Origin of the sequence: Aphanizomenon sp. CS-733/32, assembly GCF_028330045.1 — a bacterium.
GTDB classification, from domain to species: domain Bacteria; phylum Cyanobacteriota; class Cyanobacteriia; order Cyanobacteriales; family Nostocaceae; genus Dolichospermum; species Dolichospermum gracile.
Window position 1 is genome coordinate 25,030 of the sequence record NZ_JAQMSE010000127.1, and the last position, 23,221, is coordinate 48,250.

Annotated in this window: 19 protein-coding genes and 1 pseudogene; 12 read left to right on the forward strand and 8 right to left on the reverse strand. The window is 35.9% G+C overall.

Annotation, left to right across the window (positions count from 1 at the left end):
* Positions 1 to 177: 177 nt before the first annotated feature.
* Positions 178 to 1,291, reverse strand: a protein-coding gene (prfB, locus tag PN471_RS09685) for a peptide chain release factor 2 (protein ID WP_271776663.1) whose coding sequence is annotated in 2 segments (ribosomal slippage) — positions 178 to 1,218 and positions 1,220 to 1,291 — 1,113 coding nt in all. Because the reading frame shifts where the segments join, the coding sequence is not laid out codon by codon here.
* 101 nt (positions 1,292 to 1,392) lie between these two features.
* A complete protein-coding gene (locus PN471_RS09690) occupies positions 1,393 to 3,474 on the reverse strand; it encodes a serine/threonine-protein kinase (RefSeq protein ID WP_271776664.1) in 2,082 nt (693 codons plus the stop codon).
* A 120-nt stretch (positions 3,475 to 3,594) separates the two neighbouring features.
* Here PN471_RS09690 and PN471_RS09695 point away from each other — a divergent pair, with 120 nt between their 5' ends.
* From PN471_RS09695 to PN471_RS09720, 6 genes are all read left to right on the forward strand, one after another.
* Positions 3,595 to 4,296, forward strand: a complete 702-nt coding sequence (locus tag PN471_RS09695) for a rhomboid family intramembrane serine protease (protein ID WP_271776665.1) — start codon at positions 3,595 to 3,597, stop codon at positions 4,294 to 4,296.
* A 317-nt stretch (positions 4,297 to 4,613) separates the two neighbouring features.
* Positions 4,614 to 5,534: a homoserine kinase gene (gene thrB / locus PN471_RS09700; protein WP_271776666.1), complete on the forward strand. Its 921-nt coding sequence runs from the start codon at positions 4,614 to 4,616 to the stop codon at positions 5,532 to 5,534.
* A gap of 104 nt (positions 5,535 to 5,638) precedes the next feature.
* Complete coding sequence (locus tag PN471_RS09705) at positions 5,639 to 5,833, forward strand: hypothetical protein (RefSeq protein ID WP_271776667.1); 195 nt, start codon at positions 5,639 to 5,641, stop codon at positions 5,831 to 5,833.
* On the forward strand, positions 5,830 to 6,066 hold the full coding sequence (locus PN471_RS09710; protein ID WP_193892379.1) for a hypothetical protein: 237 nt from the start codon (positions 5,830 to 5,832) through the stop codon (positions 6,064 to 6,066). The genes PN471_RS09705 and PN471_RS09710 overlap by 4 nt, the downstream gene beginning before the upstream one ends.
* Positions 6,067 to 6,183: 117 nt before the next feature.
* Complete coding sequence (locus PN471_RS09715) at positions 6,184 to 6,696, forward strand: hypothetical protein (protein WP_193892376.1); 513 nt, start codon at positions 6,184 to 6,186, stop codon at positions 6,694 to 6,696.
* Between the two features lie 258 nt (positions 6,697 to 6,954).
* Positions 6,955 to 8,559 (forward strand): NAD(P)H-quinone oxidoreductase subunit 4, encoded by a 1,605-nt coding sequence (locus tag PN471_RS09720; RefSeq protein WP_271776707.1) that lies wholly within the window; start codon positions 6,955 to 6,957, stop codon positions 8,557 to 8,559.
* A gap of 86 nt (positions 8,560 to 8,645) precedes the next feature.
* On the opposite strand, the gene PN471_RS09725 is transcribed toward PN471_RS09720, so the two are convergent.
* Positions 8,646 to 9,014 (reverse strand): 2TM domain-containing protein, encoded by a 369-nt coding sequence (locus PN471_RS09725; RefSeq protein ID WP_271776668.1) that lies wholly within the window; start codon positions 9,012 to 9,014, stop codon positions 8,646 to 8,648.
* Between the two features lie 222 nt (positions 9,015 to 9,236).
* A complete protein-coding gene (locus PN471_RS09730; protein WP_271776669.1) occupies positions 9,237 to 10,013 on the reverse strand; it encodes an ABC transporter permease in 777 nt (258 codons plus the stop codon).
* Between the two features lie 118 nt (positions 10,014 to 10,131).
* Here PN471_RS09730 and PN471_RS09735 point away from each other — a divergent pair, with 118 nt between their 5' ends.
* Together PN471_RS09735 and PN471_RS09740 are read left to right on the forward strand one after the other, a co-directional pair.
* A complete protein-coding gene (locus tag PN471_RS09735; protein ID WP_271776670.1) occupies positions 10,132 to 11,280 on the forward strand; it encodes a DegT/DnrJ/EryC1/StrS family aminotransferase in 1,149 nt (382 codons plus the stop codon).
* A 171-nt stretch (positions 11,281 to 11,451) separates the two neighbouring features.
* On the forward strand, positions 11,452 to 12,126 hold the full coding sequence (locus PN471_RS09740) for a Uma2 family endonuclease (RefSeq protein ID WP_271776708.1): 675 nt from the start codon (positions 11,452 to 11,454) through the stop codon (positions 12,124 to 12,126).
* A gap of 83 nt (positions 12,127 to 12,209) precedes the next feature.
* Here the strand turns inward: PN471_RS09740 and PN471_RS09745 are convergent, their stop codons facing one another.
* Positions 12,210 to 12,953, reverse strand: coding sequence for a DUF561 domain-containing protein (locus PN471_RS09745; RefSeq protein WP_271776671.1), 744 nt, complete (start codon positions 12,951 to 12,953; stop codon positions 12,210 to 12,212).
* A 300-nt stretch (positions 12,954 to 13,253) separates the two neighbouring features.
* Here PN471_RS09745 and PN471_RS09750 point away from each other — a divergent pair, with 300 nt between their 5' ends.
* Together PN471_RS09750 and PN471_RS09755 are read left to right on the forward strand one after the other, a co-directional pair.
* Positions 13,254 to 14,102, forward strand: coding sequence for a CemA family protein (locus tag PN471_RS09750; RefSeq protein ID WP_271776672.1), 849 nt, complete (start codon positions 13,254 to 13,256; stop codon positions 14,100 to 14,102).
* Positions 14,103 to 14,186: 84 nt separating this feature from the next.
* The gene (locus PN471_RS09755) at positions 14,187 to 15,422 is read left to right on the forward strand and encodes a hypothetical protein (RefSeq protein ID WP_271776673.1); all 1,236 of its coding nucleotides are present in this window, start codon (positions 14,187 to 14,189) and stop codon (positions 15,420 to 15,422) included.
* A gap of 96 nt (positions 15,423 to 15,518) precedes the next feature.
* Here the strand turns inward: PN471_RS09755 and PN471_RS09760 are convergent.
* Positions 15,519 to 15,680 (reverse strand): annotated as a pseudogene (locus tag PN471_RS09760) (oxidoreductase); the annotation flags it as partial.
* 427 nt (positions 15,681 to 16,107) lie between these two features.
* Between PN471_RS09760 and nblS the strand changes: the two are divergent.
* Positions 16,108 to 18,120 carry a two-component system sensor histidine kinase NblS gene (gene nblS, locus PN471_RS09765; RefSeq protein WP_271776674.1) on the forward strand — a complete coding sequence of 671 codons (2,013 nt, stop codon included), beginning with the start codon at positions 16,108 to 16,110 and terminating at the stop codon, positions 18,118 to 18,120.
* Between the two features lie 22 nt (positions 18,121 to 18,142).
* Here the strand turns inward: nblS and PN471_RS09770 are convergent, their stop codons facing one another.
* The gene (locus PN471_RS09770) at positions 18,143 to 18,514 is read right to left on the reverse strand and encodes a zinc ribbon domain-containing protein (RefSeq protein ID WP_193892343.1); all 372 of its coding nucleotides are present in this window, start codon (positions 18,512 to 18,514) and stop codon (positions 18,143 to 18,145) included.
* A gap of 255 nt (positions 18,515 to 18,769) precedes the next feature.
* Here PN471_RS09770 and PN471_RS09775 point away from each other — a divergent pair, with 255 nt between their 5' ends.
* Positions 18,770 to 19,282 (forward strand): hypothetical protein, encoded by a 513-nt coding sequence (locus tag PN471_RS09775; RefSeq protein ID WP_271776675.1) that lies wholly within the window; start codon positions 18,770 to 18,772, stop codon positions 19,280 to 19,282.
* 64 nt (positions 19,283 to 19,346) lie between these two features.
* On the opposite strand, the gene PN471_RS09780 is transcribed toward PN471_RS09775, so the two are convergent.
* A complete protein-coding gene (locus tag PN471_RS09780) occupies positions 19,347 to 23,150 on the reverse strand; it encodes an N-6 DNA methylase (RefSeq protein WP_271776676.1) in 3,804 nt (1,267 codons plus the stop codon).
* Positions 23,151 to 23,221 lie beyond the last annotated feature (71 nt).

A 23,221-nucleotide genomic window follows, 5' to 3' on the forward strand; every position in this document is an offset into this window, starting at 1 on the left:
CCGATTGTGGGGAAATGGGGAGAAGGAGTCAGGAGTATGGCTAACGCCACGCCGCGCTATCAGGAGTTCAGGAGGAAGAAGAAATTGTTTTCACCAATTACCCGTTCCCTGTCACCTGTCCCCGTGACGTAGCACCTGTAACCTGTCACCTATAACCTGTCACCTATTCCCTCTGACTTACGCTTCAACTATCTGGTTTTCTTGTCTAAGATAGGCTTGAATGAACATATCCAGTTCACCATTCATAACATCGGTAATGGCCGTGGTTTCGATGTTTGTCCGGAGGTCTTTCACCATTTGGTAGGGATGAAATACGTAGTTGCGGATTTGATTACCCCAGGAAGCTTCCACCATATCACCGCGAATTTCGGCAATTTCTTGGGCGCGTTGTTCTTTGGCAATAACTAACAACTTGGCTTTGAGACGGGCGAGCGCTTTTTCTTTGTTTTGCAGTTGGGAACGTTCTTCTGTACACCGGACTGCTAGACCGGTGGGGAGGTGAACTATGCGGACTGCGGTTTCTACTTTGTTGACGTTTTGTCCACCTTTACCGCCAGAACGGGTGGTGCTAATTTCTAAATCCTTCTCTGGGATGTCTAATTTGACGGTGTTATCTATTTGCGGCATGACTTCGATGCCAGCAAAGCTGGTTTGCCGTTTGCCGTTAGCGTTGAAGGGAGAAATTCTCACAAGACGGTGAGTCCCCATTTCGGAACGTAAGTAACCATAGGCATAACGTCCGGTAATTTCTAGGGTGGCGGATTTAATGCCGGCTTCGTCACCTTCTGATTCTTCGGCCAGGGTGACTTTGTATCCATGATCTTCTGCCCATCGGGTATACATCCGCATGAGCATAAATGCCCAGTCTTGTGCGTCCGTGCCACCAGCACCGGCGTTAATTGTCAGGACTGCGCCTTTGTCGTCGTAAGTGCCGGAAAGCAGTTGTTGTAGTTCCCATTGGTCTAGGTCATGATTGAGTTTGGTAATGGTAGATTCCGCTTCTTGCAATAGTGCTGTGTCGGTTTCTAGTTCCAATAGCTCAAGCACTGCTCTGGTATCATCTAAGTTGGTGTGCCACTGGTAATACTGATCTAAATGGGATTTTAGATCATTGAGTTCTTGTAGGGTGTTTTGTGCCTGGGTTTGGTCTTCCCAAAATTCTGTTTGGGCGGAAATTTGTTCTAAGTCGTGAATTTTGGCTTTGAGTGCGGGTACGTCAAAGATAGTCCTGGGTTTTACCCAGGCGGCTAGACAATGTTTCGATTTCGCGTTTTAGTTCTAATACGTCCATAATTTTGACTCAAGTTGCAAGGGCTTGAGATTTCTTTGAGATAATATTCTAGATTTTACTGGATTTTGGTAAAGTCAAGGCAATAGGCAATAGGGAAAGAGTTAGAAGTTGGGGGGAAATTTAAATTTGGGGATATTTTGATTTTGGGCTTTTGTGCGGGCTTCTATGGCTTGTTGGTAGTCTGGTTTATATTCTATGGCTTTGTCGTAGGCGGCGATCGCCTGTGGGTATTGTTGCAAATTTAACAAGGCGTTGCCTTTACTGTACCAACTTTCATAATGATTGGGTTGATAACGGATGGCTTTATTATAGGAGGCGATCGCTTCTTGATATTTTTGTAAATTGTATTGTGTATTCCCTAAATTGTACCATACTAAATAATCATTTCCCTTTAAATTAATAACTTTTTTGTAAGATTCTATTGCTTCTGGATAGCGTTTAACTTGATGTAATGCCCAACCCCGATTATACCATGCTTGATATTGTTGAGGATTAATTTTAATCACTTGGCTAAAGGAATCAATTGCTTCTGGATACCTGCGTAATGTCATTAAGATATTACTTCTGGATAACCAAGCTGCGGAGTTATTTGGATTATGCTGGACGGCTTGATCATAGGCTTGTAAGGCAAATTCATAACGATTCAAATTCACTAAGCAATTACCTAAGTTGTACCAAGCTAATTCATGATCGGATTTTAGTTCTACAGTTTTTTTGTAGGCTGTAATTGCTTCTTCGTATTGTTTGAGGTTTTGTAATGCTAATCCTTTCTTATACCATGATTCAGGATTGTCAGCTTGGAAATTAATCCCTTGTTCATAAGCTTTGACGGCATCATTATATTGACTCATTTTTATAAAAATATCTCCTTTAAGTTGCCATAATTTGGGGTCATCATTCTTTAATTGTAAAGCTTTATCTACAGTGGCAATTGCTTCTGAATAACGTTTGAGTCTGACTAAAACAAAACCTCGATTAGTCCAAGCTTCTAAATAATCGGGTTGAATTTGAATGGCTTGATCATAAGCTATTAAAGATTCTTGGTATTTCTTTAATTGAAATAATGCTTTGCCTTTACCATATACAGCTTGAGGATAATCAGGTTTGATATCTATGGCTTTCTCATAAGTTGCTAAGGCTTCTTTATAGCGTTGTAATTGAATGAGAGTATTGCCTTGATTATATAATTCTATAGCGTTTTTACTATTCAGGCGATTGAGGATAAATATTGCCCCGAAACTACCAATACCTAAAACAAATATTCCTAATAGCATTTTCCAGAATACACCTTTTGTATTTTGGGGATTTTTACCTTGATTTGGTAAGGTAGCAGGGGAAATAATTATTGTTCCTGATGGGTTTTTATTTAATTCTTGTAAAGCTTGTAATGCTATTGTTGCGGAAGCATAACGTTGGCGAAAATCATAACAGATCATCTGATTTAAAAATTGGGTAAATTCTGGAGAGACGGTGGCAAATTTCTCCCAAATAATTTCATTAGTTTCCATATCTTTCTCTAATTGATCAGGTGATAATCCAGTTAAAGCTTGAATGGCAATAATCCCCAAAGCATAGATATCACTACTAAATTTTGGTGTTCCTTGTGCTTGTTCTCCAGGCGTATAACCGGGTGTGCCAATAGCAACAGTAGATTTAGTCATATCGGCAGAGTTTACTAATTTTGTCCTAATTTGTTTGACTGCACCAAAATCAATTAAAATTAACTTATTATCTTGTTCTCGTCTGACAATATTCCGAGGATTGACATCACGATGAATTACCTTTTGTTGATGTACAAAGTCCAAAATTTCTAAAATTTCTTGTAATAGAGAAATTACCTGATATTGAGTAAAAAGTACACCAGGTTTTAATTCTTGACTAAGATCATTACCAATAATCAGTTCTTGAACCAGATAAAATTCGGCATTTTCTTCAAAGTAAGCTAAAAGTTGGGGAATGCGATCGTGATTTCCTAATTTGTATAAAACTTGAGCTTCTGTATCAAATAACCTCCGAGCTATTTCTAAAGTAGCAATATCCGTAGACTGAGGTTTGAGTTTCTTCACTACACACTGAGGAGAACCTGGTAATTGAGTATCATTAGCGACATAAGTTTCACCAAATCCGCCACCTCCCAGGTAATTGGTGATTTGGTATCTGCCTACAAGGGTGTTTCCTAGCATTTCCTGAGCCTATTTGAACATTGTGTTACATTATGATAATCTTGCCACACAAAAATGAGGAGATGGGGAAAAATATTAATTAGTAGTTAAAAATTCAGTAACTCAAATGTTAAAATCAAGATGATTCCTATAGATGATAATATTCGCAGTTGGCAAAAGCCTATTATTAATTATTGGTTAATTGGGATTAATGTAGTCATATTTTTCTGGGAAATTACATTAGATTGGAGTAATGAATTAGGAAATTTAATTAATAATTGGGGAATTATTCCCGCTCAAATAAATCTCGCAATTGCTAACGCTTTTTTTTACAATTCTGCGGCGTGGATAATTGTATTTTGGCGATTACTTTCTTTACCTGTATCGCTGTTTCTACATGGCAGTTTTAGCCAAATTTTAGGAAATATGCGGTTTTTATGGGTATTTGTGAAAACGGTAGAAAGTATTTTAGGACATAAACAATATTTACTACTTTATTTAACTGCTGGCTTTTTTTCTGGCATTTTTAAAATTATTTTATCCTCCGATTTAACAATGCCAGTTATTGGCGCGAATGGAGCGATCGCATCTATTTTAGGTGCATATATCATCAAATTTCCCCAGACAAAAATATATTCAGTTTTGACATTATTAGTTTTATATATCCCAGTGGAAGTCCCAGCTATTTTGTATTTATTTTGGTGGTTTATCCAGCAGTCATTTTATGGTATAGGGAGTTTAAATATGGCGGGTGGTAGTTCCTTCTCTAGCGTCAGTTATTGGGGACAAATTGCAGCTTTAGTGACGGGTGCGGCTTTTATGAAAATTAGACAAAGGCTTTAAGTTAAGTAGGTTAGCATTGAAAATTGTCGTTATGGCAAGGCAAGAGGCAAGAGGCAAAAGGCAAGAGTGAAAAGGGTTTAGGCGATTTTACTTTTCTTTACACAGTTTTGTTTTATTGTGTTCACTTACTTATTATGATTTTTATGTAAGACTACACAGAATCATCAAATCCATCAATTCATCCGAATTTATTTGCGTTCATCTGCGTTTATCTGCGGTCAATAATTCTATCAATCTTATTCTACGCAGTTTCATCTTAAATTTCGTATAAGGAAGTAAAATGGGGTAGTTCATATTGGAATTGTCAATTAACTTCAATGTCTGTAGTTTCTAGCATTACTGTGAAAGTTCCCGCGACAACGGCGAATTTGGGACCAGGGTTTGATTGTATTGGTGCAGCTTTAAAGCTGTATAACGAATTTAAGTTTACTATTCTTGATGCAGGTGAGTTAATTATTCAAGTCTCTGGTTTAGAAGCCGCAAAGGTACAAACTGATGAGGGTAATCTTTTATATCAGGCTTTTATCAAGTTATATGAATGTATAGAACAAACACCACCAGCGGTGAAAATAGAAATTAAGTTAGGTGTACCTTTAGCGCGAGGTTTGGGTAGTTCGGCGACTGCTATTGTCGGGGGGTTAGTTGCTGCTAATGAGTTGGCGGGTTCGCCATTGTCTGAATTACAGGTGATGGAATTAGCGATCGCCATGGAAGGACATCCTGATAATGTAGTACCAGCGTTATTAGGTGGTTGTCGTCTGGCTGCTACCAGCAAAAAAGGTTGGGAAATTTGCGATATTCTCTGGCATCGAGATATAGTTCCAGTGGTAGCAATTCCTGATTTTGAATTATCAACCGCCGAAGCACGAAAAGTTGTCCCCACAGAAGTCAGTCGTCCTGATGCAATTTTCAATATTTCTCATTTGGGTTTATTATTGCGAGGTTTAGCCACTAATCGAGAAGAATGGTTAACAGCAGCCTTGCAAGATAAATTACATCAACCCTATCGCCAAGCTTTAATTCCTGGTTATGAAGCTGTGAATGCGGCGGCTGTGGCTGCTGGTGCGTATGGCATAGTAATTAGTGGCGCAGGCCCCACAGTTTTAGCTTTAGTAGATACAAATCATGTCAAGTCCGTAGAAACGGCAATGGCAAATGCTTGGACGGCAATGGGTATAAATTCAATTGTGCGATCGCTTCCCCTAGATCCGCACGGGACAAGTATATTTCCTACTTAATCTAATTTACGGGAAATCTGCACAAAAAATAGCGATTTCTCCGAATTACCAGGCGATCGCATTATAACAATTAAATTAGTCAGGAGAAGACTAAAATTAGAATTATGGGTAAAAATCAGGAAACCTGCAAAAAACTAAAAGGACAACATCAAGCCTTAGAAGAACATCTAGAAAAAATTGCCAAGGAAAAGGAGAAACCAACAGAAGGACAAGATCAAGGCTTAATTGCCCATTGGGAGAAAACAGTGGCAAATTGTCGCCAAAATATTGCGAAATTAGAAAGGAGATTAGGCAAATGATAGCACTCTATAAAAATCCTTATGAACGATTAGAAATATTTCTGAATGAATATCAACCACAGCTAGAAAAGGCAATTCAAGCAATTCAAGCCATCAAACACACTGATCCTAATTCTGAGGAATTTTCCCAAGCACTTGCTGATCTTTATGCTTGTTCCACAGTCCTTGAACCCTATTCAGAAGGCATGGTAGAGGCAATTGATCAATTCACCGAAGATAGACCAGATGATTGAAAATTGAAGGATTAGTATATTCTAAACTTTAGATTTTGGATTGGTAATTTGGTTGATCAATAGCAATTACCAATTATCAATTACCAATTATCAATTACCCATCACCAATCATCATATATGGAAAAAATCCAGTCAGAAATAGCAGCACTAAAATCTCAAATCCAATCACTCCAACAAGAACGCGCTGCACTGACTAATCATCATCTAGAATCGGTTGAAAACGACTCACCCCTAGCCATAGTTGAAGCTTACCGCCGTCAAGCCAGAGAAAACGTCCAACTGTCTGCCGAACTTAAAGGCATAGACGATGCTATATATTACCTAGAAAAGCAAATACAACAAAGAAAAGCTCATCTCAATCGGTATTTGCCCATGTCTATCCGCATCTCCCAACAACAAGAACAGCTAGAAGAAGCCAAAAAAATTGCTCAAATTCATGCCGAACGAGTTAACGAACTAGCTGGGGAACTAGCCAAAGAAATTAAACTCCTCAAAACCTGCGCTGATGAACTTAGTCCCATGTATTGGCAAGTTTACTATAAACCTTTCATCACAGGCTTTAAGACTATTTCCGTCCCTTTCGTCAGATCAGATGGGGAAGTCTGGATGATTGTCAACCGTATCGTTTAAGAAACAGAGATAACTTTGATAAAAATTCAATTTATCCCGAAGATGCCCATTATAACTAAAGACAGCGATATTAGTCGCTGTTTTTTTGTTGACGTTGCAAAAATTTACATTTAGAATGGACTTGCGGCATAACTTAGTAAGTATTTATTACTATTTATCCTCCAAATTGGAAATCTTCATAAGAAATCGTTTACAGACGTAACGATTCCTTAATATAATGTAAACAAAAGCAAAACCAAAAACATATTGTCAAAAGTGATGAATGCCATAGAAATTCCTTGGTTATCAGCCATAATTTTCCTGCCCTTAGTGGCAGCCCTTGTAATTCCCCTTGTTCCCGATAAAGAGGGTAAAACGGTCCGCTGGTACGGTTTGGGAGTGGCATTATTAGACTTTGTACTGATGATTTTTGCCCTTTGGCAGAATTACGACTTTCAGAGTTCCGCCTTGCAAATGACAGAAAGCTATTCTTGGATACCCCAAATTGGCTTTAACTGGTCTCTAGGCATTGATGGTTTATCAATGCCCCTGATACTTCTCACAGGCTTCATTAACACACTTGCAGTATTCGCGGCTTGGAAAGTAACCACCAAGCCGCGTTTATTTTATGCGCTGATGTTGATTATGTACAGCGCCCAATTAGGTGTATTTCTCGCCCAAGATATATTAATGTTCTTCTTGATGTGGGAAGTAGAGTTAGTACCCGTTTACTTACTTATTTCCATCTGGGGAGGCGCAAACCGCCGTTACGCAGCTACCAAATTTATTATCTATACCGCTGCTGCATCCATATTTATACTGATAGCTGGTTTTGCAATGGCTTTCTCCGGTGATAACTTCACCTTCAACATGACCGAATTGGGAATGAAAGAATATCCCAAAGCCTTAGAATTAGCCCTATATGCAGGTTTCTTAATCGCTTACGGTGTCAAACTCCCCATCTTCCCCTTACATACATGGTTGCCTGATGCTCATGGTGAAGCATCTGCACCCGGTTCAATGATTTTAGCCGGTGTCTTGTTAAAAATGGGTGGTTATGCCCTAATTCGCTTTAACGTAGAAATGTTAACTGACGCTCATGTCACCTTTGCGCCAGTTTTAGCGATTTTAGGTGTAGTTAATATTGTTTATGGTGCTTTTTGCGCCTTTGCTCAAACCAATCTCAAACGCCGTTTGGCCTACTCTTCAATTGCCCACATGGGGTTTGTGTTAATTGGTATTGCATCGTATACAGAAATCGGTATCAGCGGTGCTGTATTACAGATGGTTTCTCATGGTTTAATTGCTGCTAGTTTATTCTTCCTTTCCGGTGTCACCTACGAACGTACTCACACCTTAGTGATGGATAAAATGGGCGGTATGGGTAAAGTAATGCCCAGAACTTTCGCTCTCTTTACTATCGGTTCAATGGCTTCTCTGGCTTTACCCGGAATGAGCGGCTTTGTCGGTGAATTGATGGTATTCTTAGGTCTTGCTACCAGCGATGTTTACAGTTCCAGCTTCAAAATTGTCGTCATCTTTCTATCAGCCGTTGGCGTGATTTTGACACCCATTTATTTGCTCTCCATGCTGCGTCAAGTATTCTATGGTAATCAACATCAAGACTTACATTTAGATGCTGTAGTTCTTGATATTAAGCCCCGTGAATTGTTTATCACTGCTTGTCTATTAGTTCCCATCATCGGCATTGGTTTTTATCCTAAGATGATCACACAAACCTATGATGTGAAAACAGTGGAAGTTGCGGCTCATGCTCGTCAAGTTTTACCAGTTGTTGCTCGTCAACAACCTACAAACCTATACTCGCAAATTTTCACCACACCAACATTAGCTAGTTCCCAAATAGTGAATATAGTTGAGTAATTATCAAACCCAAAAGAGCGCTCTAGTAAATCTTAAATTAAAAGGGGATAAGATCCCCGACTTCTTGGAGAAGTCGGGGATCTCTTTTAGGCATTACTAATATAAACCTTCATTCCATGCAATAATAAACCTAATCCCCATCCTAATATGGGATAAATTGCCCAGAAATATTCAGGACTTACTACCAAATTTAACAGCACTAAAAAACCATTAATTGCCAGAAAAGTAAATAGGTGAGATTTGAAACCTTTCCGTTGTTGACTATTAGACATTTGCTCTTTTTTTACTTCTACATTATTTTTCAACCATTCTTGTTCCGCAGCTTGTAGCGACTCTGAAGAAACACCTAATTCTGAGGCTATTTCTATAATTTGTTCCCTTGTATATTCTCCCTTTTGCTTTTGTCTAAAAGCTACTTCGAGAATCTGCTGCATTTCCTCTGAGTTGTAAGTCATTATCAATACCTAAGATGGTAAAAAATACTTTTGAGAGTTATTTTTGAAACGGTAGCCACACAATCATTAAAAATATATTTGCCTGAGAACGGTTTAGAAACACATTTTATATCTGAAAAAATAATTGATGTAGTATTTATAAACACAAATTCATTAAGGGATTTAAAATCTCCTGATAGCGTGGCGTTAGCCATTTCTGAAAATTTTTTCACCAATCACCTATTACCTAACCAACTGCATAGCAGAATTAAAAAACTGCCGACGTAAGCCTTTAGTAATTAAAATTGTTGTTAACAAATTGCTGACAGCTACCATAAAAATAATTACAATCTCATAGGATACAGCCTCTAGGGGTGTGACACCAGCTAATAATTGTCCATTGGTAAAGGTTGGGATTGTCACCATACCAATCAACATCATTTGATTCAAAGTCGGCATAATTGCAGCCCGAATCGCTTCTTTGCGGTAGGACTTAATCGCCTGTTCAGGAGTCGCACCTAAACTTAAATGGGTTTCTATTTCCCTAGGAAATTGGTTGATACTACTAACTAGACGTTCTCCTGCTATTGCTGCTGCATTCATGGCATTACCTAGCAATATGCCAGCTAAAGGAATGATATAACGTGGTTCATACCATCTTTCTGGTTGAATAATTAAAAAATTGGTGTAAAGCAATGTTAAGGACGTGCTGACAAAAATCGCACTTCCGGCTAAAGGTAAGACTTGCGGAATTTTTTGACTGATGCGGTTGCGAGTAATAATTGCCGTAATTGTCAGAATTATTGCTAAAATTCCCACTACCGCCCAAACATTGTTAACGGCAAAAATGAAGTCGAAAATGTATCCTAGTACAAGTAGTTGGAGGATAGTTCTACCAGTAGCTACGCTTAAATTTAATTCTAGTCCTAATTTCTCCCATGCCGATATGCCAATGGCAACAGCCATTAAACCCATCGCTAAAGCCAAATCTACCATATCTAATTTGATTAGCTCTGGCATAATTCATCTACCTCTTAATGATTCAAAACTTTACGTATTACAGGGAATAGGGAACAGGGGAATATTTTTAATTCTTCCTTCTTTATCCTGACAACTGACAACTGACAAATAAAAACTCATGATTAAAAGTGTAAATTCGATTCCCGCCTTTGATATTAAACAACAATATGCCACCATTGAAACTGAAGTAAGTGCTGCTGTCTTGGCGGTTCTGGCTTCTGGGCGTTACATTGGTGGTCCAGCAGTTACAGATTTTGAACAACAGTTTGCAGCTTATCATGGTGTCAGTGAATGCGTAGCTTGTAACTCTGGTACTGATGCTCTATTTTTAGCATTACGCGCTTTAGGAATTGGGGCAGGGGATGAAGTTATTACCACACCCTTTACTTTTTTTGCGACCACAGAAGTTATCAGCGCTGTCGGGGCAACACCAGTATTTGTAGATATTGATGGGACTACCTTTAATTTAGATGTAGAAAAAGTAGCAGCAGCGATTACAGCAAAAACCAAGGCAATTATGCCAGTGCATTTATTTGGACTCCCTGTGGATATGACAGGATTAATGGAGATTGCCAAAGCTCATAATTTAAGAGTAATTGAAGATTGCGCTCAAGCTACCGGTGCAAGTTGGGAAGATCAAAAAGTTGGCAGTATTGGCCATGTTGGTTGTTTTAGTTTCTACCCTACCAAAAATCTTGGTGGTTGCGGTGATGGTGGGGCAATTACCACGCATGATCCAGCGATCGCTACCCAATTACGAGTTTTGCGCGAACATGGGAGTAAGGTAAGATATATTCATGAGGAAATCGGTGTCAACAGTCGTTTAGATGCCATTCAAGCCGTAATTCTGCAAATTAAACTGCGCTATCTTGATCTTTGGAACTCTAGACGTAAGCAAATCGCTGATTACTATTACCAACACCTCAGCCAAGTTTCTGATATCGTTGTCCCCCAAGAATTTCCTGGGGGAGTTGGTGTTTGGAATCAATACACTATTCGGATTTCTGGAGAAAGACGCAATGGTGCCAGCGGTAAGTATCGAGATTCCGTAAAAAATCAAATGCAGGAACAGGGGGTTAATTCCATGATTTACTATCCCTTACCCTTACATTTGCAGCCAGTGTATAAAAATTTAGGTTATCAATCAGGACAACTGCCAGTAGCAGAACAAGCAAGTCAAGAGGTTTTATCCTTACCCATGTTCCCAGAATTGGAGCAAGAACAACAAGATAAAGTCATTGATACGTTGAAAAATTGTTTATCTTGAATGATTGTTGGGGTGTGATGAATGCACCCCATTTAATTTACCCAATCTATCCAATATCTTTTATTATCTGCGGTTACATGGGTTCAATTATTCTTGATATTTCCTTCATCAGAAAAAGCTAAAAATTGATATTACTACTAGAAAAAGCAGGAAACATAGGAGATGTCCACTATGGTACAGCAATTAGCACCAGAAACCACACCAGAAATCATCTACCCTGACAGCGACGGTCAACCAATGGCAGATAATACCAAACAATATCAATGGATTGTTAAAATTAAAGAAAATTTAGAAATATTATTTGCATCACAAGATGATGTATTTATTGCTGGAGATTTACTCTGGTATCCTGTTGAGGGAAGTGTCAAAACTTGTCAAGCACCTGATGTGATGGTAGTGTTTGGTAGACCGAAAGGAGATAGAGGTTCTTATCAACAATGGAAAGAAAATAATATTGCTCCCCAGGTAGTTTTTGAAATTTTATCTCGGGAAAATCGCACTCCCCAGATGATTAATAAATCCCTTTTTTATCAACGTCATGGCGTAGAAGAATATTATATTTATGATCCTGATACTTTAGAAGTATCTGGATTTATACTTACTGAAGATGCTTTTACAGTAATTGAAAATATTAATGGTTGGATAAGTCCAAGATTGAGAATACGTTTTCAACTTACACCTGATAATTTAGAAATTTATTATCCTGATGGAAGAAAGTTTCTCACAAGTGTGGAACTTAATCAAGTTGCTGAACAAGAACGTCAGGAAAAAGAAGTCGCTATTGGGCAATATCACGAATTATTAGCCAAATTACAAGCAAAAGGAATTGATTTAGACACTTTGTAATTATGTAGAGTGCGTTAGTAAAAAGTAACGCACTGCATTGAATAAAATTAAGCTGTAATTAGCTTAGTTTGTAATTTTGCCTTTTACGCAAATGTTCTGGTATTTGCAGTCGCTAAACCTTCTACTAAACTACGCACAGCAGCAATCATGGCAATTTCGCTGTTGAGTTGGTTGATAGCAGAACCGACACCAACACCCGATGCACCAGAGGCGATCGCTAAAGGTGCAGTAACATTAGAAATACCAGAAGCACACAGTACAGGCACAGAAACCGCACGAGCAATTTCATAAGCAGCGGCTAAAGTCGGAGCAGCCTTTTCAATTAAACCCAAAGTACCGGAGTGAATGGGATTGCTGCTAGTACCACCTTCAGTTTGAATAATATCAGCACCCGCTTTCACCAAATCTTCAGCTAGTTGTACCTGTTGGTCTAAGGTGAGAATATGGGGAACAGTCACAGATAGGGTAATTTCTGGCAGCAAGGCACGGGTTTGGCGAGTTAGTTCCAAAACCTCAGCAGCTTCAAATCTGCGTCCTTGGGCGTAAAAAGAATCGAAGTTACCAATTTCAATTAAATCAGCACCAGCAGCCACAGCAGTCACAAACTTCTCCGGTTCAACCGCAGATACACAAATAGGTAATTTAGTCAAGCTTTTCGCCAATCTTACCAAATCCACATCAGCAGCAATATCTACAAGAGTCGCACCACCCAAATCAGCCGCTTTCACAGTTGCAGCCACACTAGCAGCATTGAAGTTATTCAAACCACTAATTACCTTGAGTACAGGATGAGCGAATGCACGTTTCAGATGAGGATACATAGTCATAATTTTTTTTGCAGCTTATTTTCAGTACGAATATTTTTACACTAAACATAGTCATCCTACTTCAATTGGGAAAATATATTAAGATTTTTTGACAAATCACGCCTTTAGCCCATACTGAGAGGTGTTTTTACCATTGTTCTAAATTTTCAACCACCCTCTTAGTTCAATTAAATCAAACTGGTAATATAGTAATGCACTACAATAAAATAGTATTTATTTTATAGTTGAACATTAACCTGTTTAATTGTTATAGTTGTAGGCATTGATCATGGCTACATCTAACCTCTGATTTATCCTACCATGAAAAAGTCATCACGATCTAATCAAGATGTTTCCTCACAACCATTTACATTCTTAAAAACCGGCATATTTCCCAGATCAATCGGAAAAACATTCCAGAAAATTCTCATTGATATATCTCCAAATGCAGATCAAGAATTTATTAAAAAATATCAAATATCCAGACAGCGGACAACTATAGCCATCAAATTCCTATTATTATTGGTTATAATTCCCCTGCTAACTCATCAACTATCCAAACACCTGCTTATTCTTCCCATAGTAGAAAACCTGAGAAACGATCACTCCGGGCAAATTTTTCTTAATCAAGAAATGGAAGAAAAAGCCTTTCATGAATTAAAAATATTTACGGCGAAATTAAGGTTTGAAAGTTTACTGGATTCAGAAACTAAAATTTCTCCAGAAAATCAAGAATCCAAGATTAAGGCCAAAGCTATAGATATAGCAGCAGAATTTCAACATAAAAGTAACAATGCCATTAGTAATATCTTTGCTGATATTATGTCCTTAATTGCTTTTGCATTGGTCATTGTTTTTAGCACAAAAGATATTATTTCTCTTCAACAATTTATAGATCAAGTTGTGTATGGTTTAAGCGATAGTGCTAAAGCTTTTTTAATTATCCTATCTACAGATGTATTTGTTGGCTTTCACTCACCCCATGGGTGGGAAGTAATTCTGGAAGGATTTACAGAACACTTAGGTTTACCAGCAAATAGAAATTATATCTTTATGTTCATTGCCACATTTCCTGTAATTTTAGACACTATAGTTAAATATTGGATATTCCGTTATCTTAGTCGTTTATCACCTTCAGCATTAGCTACCTTAAAGGAAATGAATGATTAATCATCATAATTGGGCATATTTCCCATTGTCAACATTTCCGAGAATGCTAAAATGGGACATAATCATTGTTGGTCTTCATGAATTATGCGTGTTCTATTTAATCAAAAATTCAAAATTACAGCATTTATTACTGCTTTATTGGTAATTAGTTTCACTAATCCGCAGCCAATTCAACAACCACAAATCGTGAAAAATGGATCATTATCCCAAATAGGAAATTCTCAAGGATTTGCTGATAATTTACCTACGCCAAACCCATCTAATATAAATGCCAAAAATACTGAAAAGTCCACATTTTATTCAGTTATTAATGAATGGCAAAAATATCAATATAGTATTAATTCTAATCAAGTATTGACAGCAGAAAAATTACCAAATAACCCCATAAATTTTAATCAAGCTGATTTATTAACCGTACTCACCAATACTAGAAAATACTTTCAAAAATACTCTCAAGAAGACCCCAATATTCAACGCACAGGTATCTTAGTAACTCAAGGAGTTACCGTTAAAGATATTCTAAAAACATTAGATTTTATGATTGTCGTCTTAGAAGAAGACATTTCTAATAAGCGGACAACTCGGTTACAAGATCCTAACTTTATTAATACCAATTTTCGCGTAATTAAATGGTCTGCCTATAACCCAGAAAGTCCCCAACAGAAAAAATTAAGAATTACTAAATATGCAGCTTTTATTCATCCCGGTTCTCGACAAAAAACTTCTAAATACAATACACCAATTTATGCTATTAATGAAGAAGTTCGTCAAGATAAATTTTACACTCAATATACTAAACAAGATGTTTTATCAGGTATTTATGAACCTGGAGGTAAGGAATTTGGCAAAGTTAAACCTATTGCTTATTTAACTCGCAATGGTTTAGAGGCAGCACTAATGCAGGGAACTGTTTTAGTTAATTTTACTGATGGAACTAAAGAGTTTTTGAACGTAGACAAAAATAATGGAATCTCCTATATTCGAGGTTTAAAAGCCACTGCACAAAAGCGTTATTGGTATTTTCAAGAAGTTGATGCAATTAAAGGCTATGGATATAAAATAGATGCGAAAATATCCATCAAACCAGGAGTAACATTTGCAGGAGATGTACTAAACATTGGTTTAGGTAGAATAATTGTCACTGAGGACAATCAAAAACGGTTAAAAATGGGCGTAATTGCTGATACAGGTGGGGCATTTTTACCCAACCTTTATCAACTGGATTTATTAGCAGGAACTTTTGCGAGTGAAAAAGATTTTGAACGATATATTCAAAAATTACCTGAATATACAAATGCCTATATTTTAGTCAAAAAATGAAACCGTGATATAGATCCCCGACTTCTCAAAGAAGTCGGGGATCTGAGGATTAAATTTACAATCCAGCGAACCATTCATAACCCATATCTTCCCAATAACCTTTAGCATTTGATAATTTACTGGTGAGGGTAAAAATTCTGGAACTGGCTTTTGAGGTTGAAATATTAACTCCTCCAATTTCTGATTGAGGAGTTCAGAAAGTTTACCTACAAAATCTGCAAACATGGGTGTACCACAACCACCTAGTAATAAACTCATACTCGACAAACCGGAAATTTGCAAAAACTGATGACATTGCCAGCGTGAAAAATTCTCGCAGCGATCGCTTGACTGGGTGATTTGCGGGGTATTTCAGGAGAAGTCATAAATAGGATAGAAAAATTTTAATTCGGTTACAAGTATTTGGAAAATAATTTACTGAGTTAGAATGTGAGTTCAACTGGGAAAGTCAAAATATTCTTGATGTTGAACCTGAGATTATTACTGATTTTACATTGTAATAGTCACATCACATAACCTCTGTTGCAACTTAGTTTTCACCATTACTGCAAAAACATAGTTAAATTAGGAAAGAAGAGGTAATCGGACAAAATTAATTACATACATTGTCTTTCTGTTCCCTTTTCCCTCACGACCTGATTGAATTTAATTTTGTCCAACTACTTACTAACACTTATATTTTAAGATGCTGGCTATTTTCAGAAATTTCCGAGATGAATGTGTCTCCGGCGCGTCAAAAGCGATCGCTGCACTGGCCAAAGGCAACGCATCCCTCGCCGCAGGTATCGCCAATTGGTGGTCAGAATTCACCCTTCAGACTAAACTCCTAGCTGTTGCCACCCTCATGGTTTCCTTAGTTATGAGTGGTTTGACCTTCTGGGCTGTAAACACAATTCAGCAAGATGCACGTCTCAATGATACCCGCTTTGGTCGTGATCTAGGACTACTTCTGGGGGCAAATGTAGCCCCCCTCATTGCCGATCACAATTTAACTGAAGTTGCCCAATTTTCTCAACGTTTTTTCAGCGCTACCTCTAGCGTCCGTTATATGTTATACGCCGATAAAACTGGGCAAATCTTTTTTGGTCTTCCCTTTTGGGAACCAGAGGTAGAAAACTCCCTCACCATTAAGCGCCATATCCAACTACCAGAAGATTATCCTGGCAATGAAGACCAGCCAATGGTTAGGCAGCATAACACCCCCGATGGCGCAGTTACAGATGTATTTGTGCCTTTAATAGTAGATAAAAAATACTTAGGTGTGTTAGCAGTTGGTATTAACCCTAATCAAACCGCAGTCATATCCACTAATTTCACCCGTGATGTTACCATTGCCGTCTTTATCACAATTTGGGTCATGGTGATTTTAGCAGGAGTAATTAATGCTTTAACTATTACTAAACCTATTAAAGAATTGCTAGTAGGTGTTAAACAAATTGCGGCTGGAAACTTTAAACAACGGATAGATATACCTCTAGGTGGTGAACTAGGAGAACTAATTTTCAGCTTTAATGAAATGGCAGAACGGCTAGAACGTTATGAAGAACAAAATATTGAAGAATTAACTGCCGAAAAAGCTAAATTAGAAACCTTAGTTTCCACCATTGCTGATGGTGCAGTCTTGATTGATAATAATATGCAAGTAATATTAGTCAATCCCACCGCCAGACGGATTTTTGCTTGGGAAGGAGTGGATGTGGTTGGTAGTAATATCCTGCATCAATTACCCCATAGTGTCCAAATGGAAATATCCCGGACTTTGTATGAAATGGCAGCCGGTGAATGTGAAAGTGCCGAATTTCGTATCCTCCTCAAACAACCTACTCAACGCACAATTCGCATTGTTTTAACCACAGTTCTCAACCTGCAACGGGAAAGTATTAAAGGCATAGCTATCACCGTCCAAGATATTAGCCGAGAGGTAGAACTAAATGAAGCAAAAAGCCAATTTATCAGCAACATTTCTCACGAATTACGTACACCTTTATTTAACATTAAAACCTATATTGAAACCCTGCATGATTATGGTGAAGATCTAGGTATTGATGAACGCAAAGAATTTCTGCAAACAGTTAATAATGAAACTGATAGACTCACCCGTTTAGTTAATGACGTTTTAGATTTATCAAAACTTGAATCAGGTCGAAATTACACCTTTGATAAAGTAGATTTACCACAAGCCATAGAACAGACATTACGTACCTATCAGCTTAATGCCAAAGATAAATGTATTGAAATATATCAAGAACTTAATCCTGATTTACCTTTTGTTTTAGGCAATTATGATTTATTACTGCAAGTATTTGGCAACTTAATTGGTAATTCTCTTAAATTTACTCTAGCCGGTGGTAAGGTAGTTATTCGTGCCTATCAACTAGATGCTAATTCTCATTCTCACCATCATGCTGGTAAAGTGAGAATTGAAATTAGTGATACAGGAATTGGTATCGCACCAGAAGATCAACAAGCAATTTTCGACCGATTCTTTCGTGTAGAAAATAGAGTGCATACTCTAGAAGGAACAGGTTTAGGTTTATCAATTGTCCGAAACATTATGGACAGACATCACAGTCCAGTTAATTTGGTGAGTGAAGTTGGTATTGGGACTACTTTCTGGTTCGATTTAGAAATATTTGAGGAAGAGATTTTATCAAATGTAGAAGCTATGCCAGAAACCTTAGAAGTAAACAAACTTTAAGAGTAAAAACAATACCATCAGATCAAGAATTAAACAAAGTTATTAATAAACAAACTAATAGCAAAGCTAGTATTAATAACCAACTTTGATGGTGTTTAATCCAATTATTCACCCTTGTACTCAAGCTATGATGAGAATCTTGCTTTTGCAATTCTAATGTCCTTTCTTCCATATTTTGATAGAGAGGACAATCTTGAGCATAGGGATATTGGGGAAAATTACAGGTATGATCAAAATGATAACTACAACTGTCGCATAAATAATCATTCCCCTGAGCGTGGTGCAAGGGAATACCAGGATGTCCGTAAGCTTTCAGCAATAAGCGACATTGAGGACAAGTAATTGCTTGACTATCAATAATTTGATGACAACGAGGACAAGGTATAGTAGCCAAAACAGAAAAAGGATAGATAAGTAAACATCTTAATTCTACCTATTATCTGGACTAATACAGCAGGAGTCAGGAGTAAAAATAGCTTGGTGTCTAGCTTTGCAGTTATATCCTGTACCTCATCAATCATGACTACTAAAATCGTGAACTAAAATCATCAAATATCCAATTTTTCCCAGAAATTGGGAATCTGAGATTTTATTGTCACTTCCAGACGTATACTTAAATAATGGCGGCGTAATTGGAGTTAATAAAGTAATGCCTAAAAAAAATCTCTCTAACTTAATACAAGAAGAAACTACAAAATTTACACCCCTGCAAGGTGAACCTGTAATTGAAGTTTCGGCTGAAGCAGTATTAGAAACCCAACTACAAACGGATAATAATCAGTTAGAATTAGAAGTCAATATTAAAGAATTGCAACAAACAGTTTCTACATTACAACAAAAAGAATCTACTTTAATCAAACAAATTAGTGATTTACAAATAGCTTTTTCGGAAAAAGAAGCATTGGTAGAACGGTTAACAAAGGAACTTTCGGAAACAAAACAAACCGCTTTACAACTAGCAGATTCTAACTCTCAGTTGCTAGAAGAAATCAAGGTTTTAAAACAACCTACTCAACCATCTTATCCACAAATGAGTCAACAAGCTAGTCAAATTTCCAAATCCATCCAATACAAAAAATCCCATAGATCAATAGAACGACTGCAAGAAAAGCCTAATCAAGATAGTGAGGATTTTTCTAAAAATACCTGGTTGTATGATTGAAGTCAGGAGTTAGGAGTCAGAAGTCAGAATGTATAAAGCTGACTCCTGATAGTCTGCTTAATTTTTATAAATATTTTTGCAAGATTGCTTCTTTTTGTTGTGGTATAGCTTGAATTTCTTGTTCATAGTTTTGGATATATTTCTCCATATCTAATACTTCATTAATAATTCTATCTTGTTCATTTTTCTCAGGACAAGCAACCAATAAAGGACGAAGTATTTCTAAATTGATATTCTTTTGTGCTTTTTGAGGTGCAATATCATTTAAGTATTGTTGTTGAGTTCTTAAATAATATTCCAAGTAATCAATATTCATTTGTTCATTAGGTTTAATACTAACAATACTATCAGGAAAACAAGCAGGATAAGTTAAAATTGCTGTACTACCAATATTAGCAGCAATTGTAATTAAAATAGTTTCAGGTTCAAATATTTTACTAACTTTTAATCCTTCCTCATTTAATGTTTGAGAATAGATAATATTTCTTCCCTTGACCTTAGCTACATCTCCTGTTTGAATAAAAGGATATGTACCATCTTGATATAAATGAGGTGCATTTCTAGGACGGTGACTAAAACGACCTCTTTCTAAAGATGCTACTTGAGATAGTTTGATTTTAGGTGCAGTATTAAAGGAATTATTTAATATTTCTTCGATATTTGTTTGTAATTCCTCAATATTACTTCTTAGTTCTTGTTCTCTAATTTCTAATACTTCAATTTCTTGAATAATTTGTTCTTGTATTTCTTTAGGGGTTAAAGGTAATTTAATATTATAAACCAAATTTCTATTAAGTCCTGGAACTCCTATACCTGCTACTAAATTTTGTAAATTAATAGAATTTAGTAAGTAATAAAAGTATTTAGGTAAAGTATCTTCACTTTTAAGATTAACATAAAATGTAGTATCAATAGGAAAACAGTTTTTCTCGATATAATTAACTTTTCCCGCAGAACCTTTACGTCCTACAATGATAGCAGGAGATTGAATTAAATATTCATTATGATAACCCATACCATTAGATCCCATTACTGGATATTGACCTTGTATTCTCTGATTTTCAGGTAAAGCGCTACCATATTCAAGAGTAGCTATACTTGAAAAATTAACAAGTTGATATTTTGATTTCACTTTAAATTTTGGTTTTTCTATAAATTGAATTTGTTTTTCAAATTCAACTTGTTTAAAATCAATACAATCAACTAAATCAACTAGAGAAATATAATCCTTAACAGCATCAGCCGGATTTTCCATATTACCTAAAAAAGACTGATAAATATAATAATTTACCTTGTCAGAATTAAATAGATTATCCTCATCATATAAAGCAGTTTTATCCTTATCTTCACCATCTCGATAAACAACCATTCCTGCTTGTCTTCCCTTCTTAAACTCATAACCTAAAAATTCTCGATTACTTTGAATATCATTACCAGATTTGACAATAATAAACTCTTGTTCATAACTCAATAAATAATAATAAAACTTTTCCTTTTCAATAGGTAATACTTTTTCATAAAATAATCTTTCAATTCTCTCCTGTTGTTCCTCTTTTGTTAAAGATTTGAAATCTTTACGTTTTTGTAAATTTTTAACATCTGTTAAATTTTCAAACCAATGACGGTAATCTTGATACCATTCAGTTGCTTTGATAGCATCATTACTACTACGTCCTACAAAAGTTTTATAATCATCAAAATCTAAACCGAGATAGTCAACATAACTTCTAAATAAAGATTCACTATCCATAAAATCATGGGGACGTTCTCTGTTATTAATAATATAATCTTCAGCTACATAATTATAATCCTGCTTCCAGCGAGGTTCTCGCTTTTCCATAAACAAAACTACAGTATTTGTCCCTGTAGCCATAAAAGCATTTGAACCTAATTCAACTATAGCTTTAATGAGGAAATTTTGTAATATAATCTCTCTAGCACGGGCATAAATACCTGTATTATTTAAAATAGAACTCGGTAAAATAATTCCTGTTTTTCCTCCTGTATGTAATAATTGAGCAGTTCTTTCGATAAATAAAGCTTCAATTTCTGATGAACTATCGGTTAAAGATTCAAAAAGTGTATATTTATCTTTTAATTTTAAAGCATGAGGTTTAAATCCATGAATTGAATAAGGAGGATTAGCAATAACAACATCATAACTATCAGCAAGTTGACGTTCTCTTTCATTATAATTTTCTAAACCATCTCCGAAGAAAATATTAGCTTGTCCATCTCCATTCATAAAACAAGCTACTTTTGCAGTACGAGCTAAACGATAATCTTTTTCAATCCCAAAAATGAATTTTTCCGCCCAATCTGATGATTCTTGATATTGTCTAATATATCTATTAATATCTTTAGTAAATTCAGGTTTAATTGTATCAACAATCTTTTGTATTTCTTCAATTGCTTCCACTAAAAAATGACCACTACCACAAGCGTAGTCAATTAAATAAGGTAAAAAATCTGCTGTTTCTTGATTTAATTTAGCTTCAATAATTTCTCGCAAAGGCAGCGATTTAACGATAAACTTGGCAATAGGTAAAGGAGTAAAAAACTGTCCTTCAGATTGTTTATAACCTGCATCTAACAATTGTTCAAAGAAATCCCCTAAATATTGTTTTTGATATTTTAAGCCATTGTTATCGTTATAAAAATATCTAAACTTTTTATATTGTAATAAAGTAATAATCTCATTTAATACTTTAGCATTTTCCAAAAATAACTTCTCGTTGTGAACTTCTTTAAAAGCAAATTCATTATTACTATAAAATTTTAATTCCCGTAATATTTGTTTAAGTCTTTCTTGAGTCGTTTGTATAGGGAAATTACTAACTAATGTATCAATATATTCCTCAGAATAATAAACAATTTCTTCTTTCAGAAATTCTCTCATTCCTTTAGCATATAATTTTTGTAACCTTTCCTGTATCTGTTCAGGAGTATCTTTACTTTCAATAATTTGAAAATCGGTAATATCATTCTCATTTTTTTGCTCATCAACAATCTTACATAAAATTAAGGATAAAATTCGGTTGAAAGCATTTGATTTATCACTGATATTATTATGACGTAAAATCTCTTCAAATTGATTAAATAATTTACGCCCTTCTCCTTCAGTAAAAGGTTGTAAATCTTTTTTCTTAATGGGTATATATTCAGGATTATAAGCTTGCACTTCTGGATCAAAAATTCCATTAGGTGCAAAATAGCAGTTAAAATTTTCTTTCCAAGGTGTATATAATTCTTCTGCTGTTTTGGCTTCTTTATAGCTCTTTATCTCTTCCTTACTTTCTGTTAATAATCTTAAAGTTTCTTCTCTATCCTTAATTTGAATAATTGCATTTTCATATACAAGTAAACCATCATCATTAAGTTGTGAGGTATAAAGACAAAGAAACCGAGTATTTTTATCTTGTTGTAAATAAGAAAATAGTTGTCCACCATTTTCTATCATGCGATTTTTTTCTTTTTCATATTCTTTACCCCAGGTTTTACACTCAATTATAATTAAAGACTTTTCTTCTCTATCAAAAACAGAAATATCTGATTTTCCACTTTTACCAGTTCGTCCTAAAGGAAATTTACGTTCTAATATTAAATGTTTAGGTTCATAACCTTTTTCTAACAGTCTATTAACACATTCTAAAACAACGAAATTCTCAGGTTGACTAAAATTAGAGGTAGTTTCGTCTTCTACTTTAATTTTATCTCCATAATCAATTTTCTCGGTAGCAAAATTAATTTTAATTACATAGTTTTTGTGGTTAGTATATATTTTACGGTAATTTTGTTGGAAAATATCCGATTCTTGTTCTATAAATCCTAAATGAGAAATAAGAGATTTGATTTTTGTTTTATCCATATTCTTTACTGTGTATTGTTGCTCATTGATATTTAATTATCTTATTAAATCGGGAAAATAGTGGTTGAGTA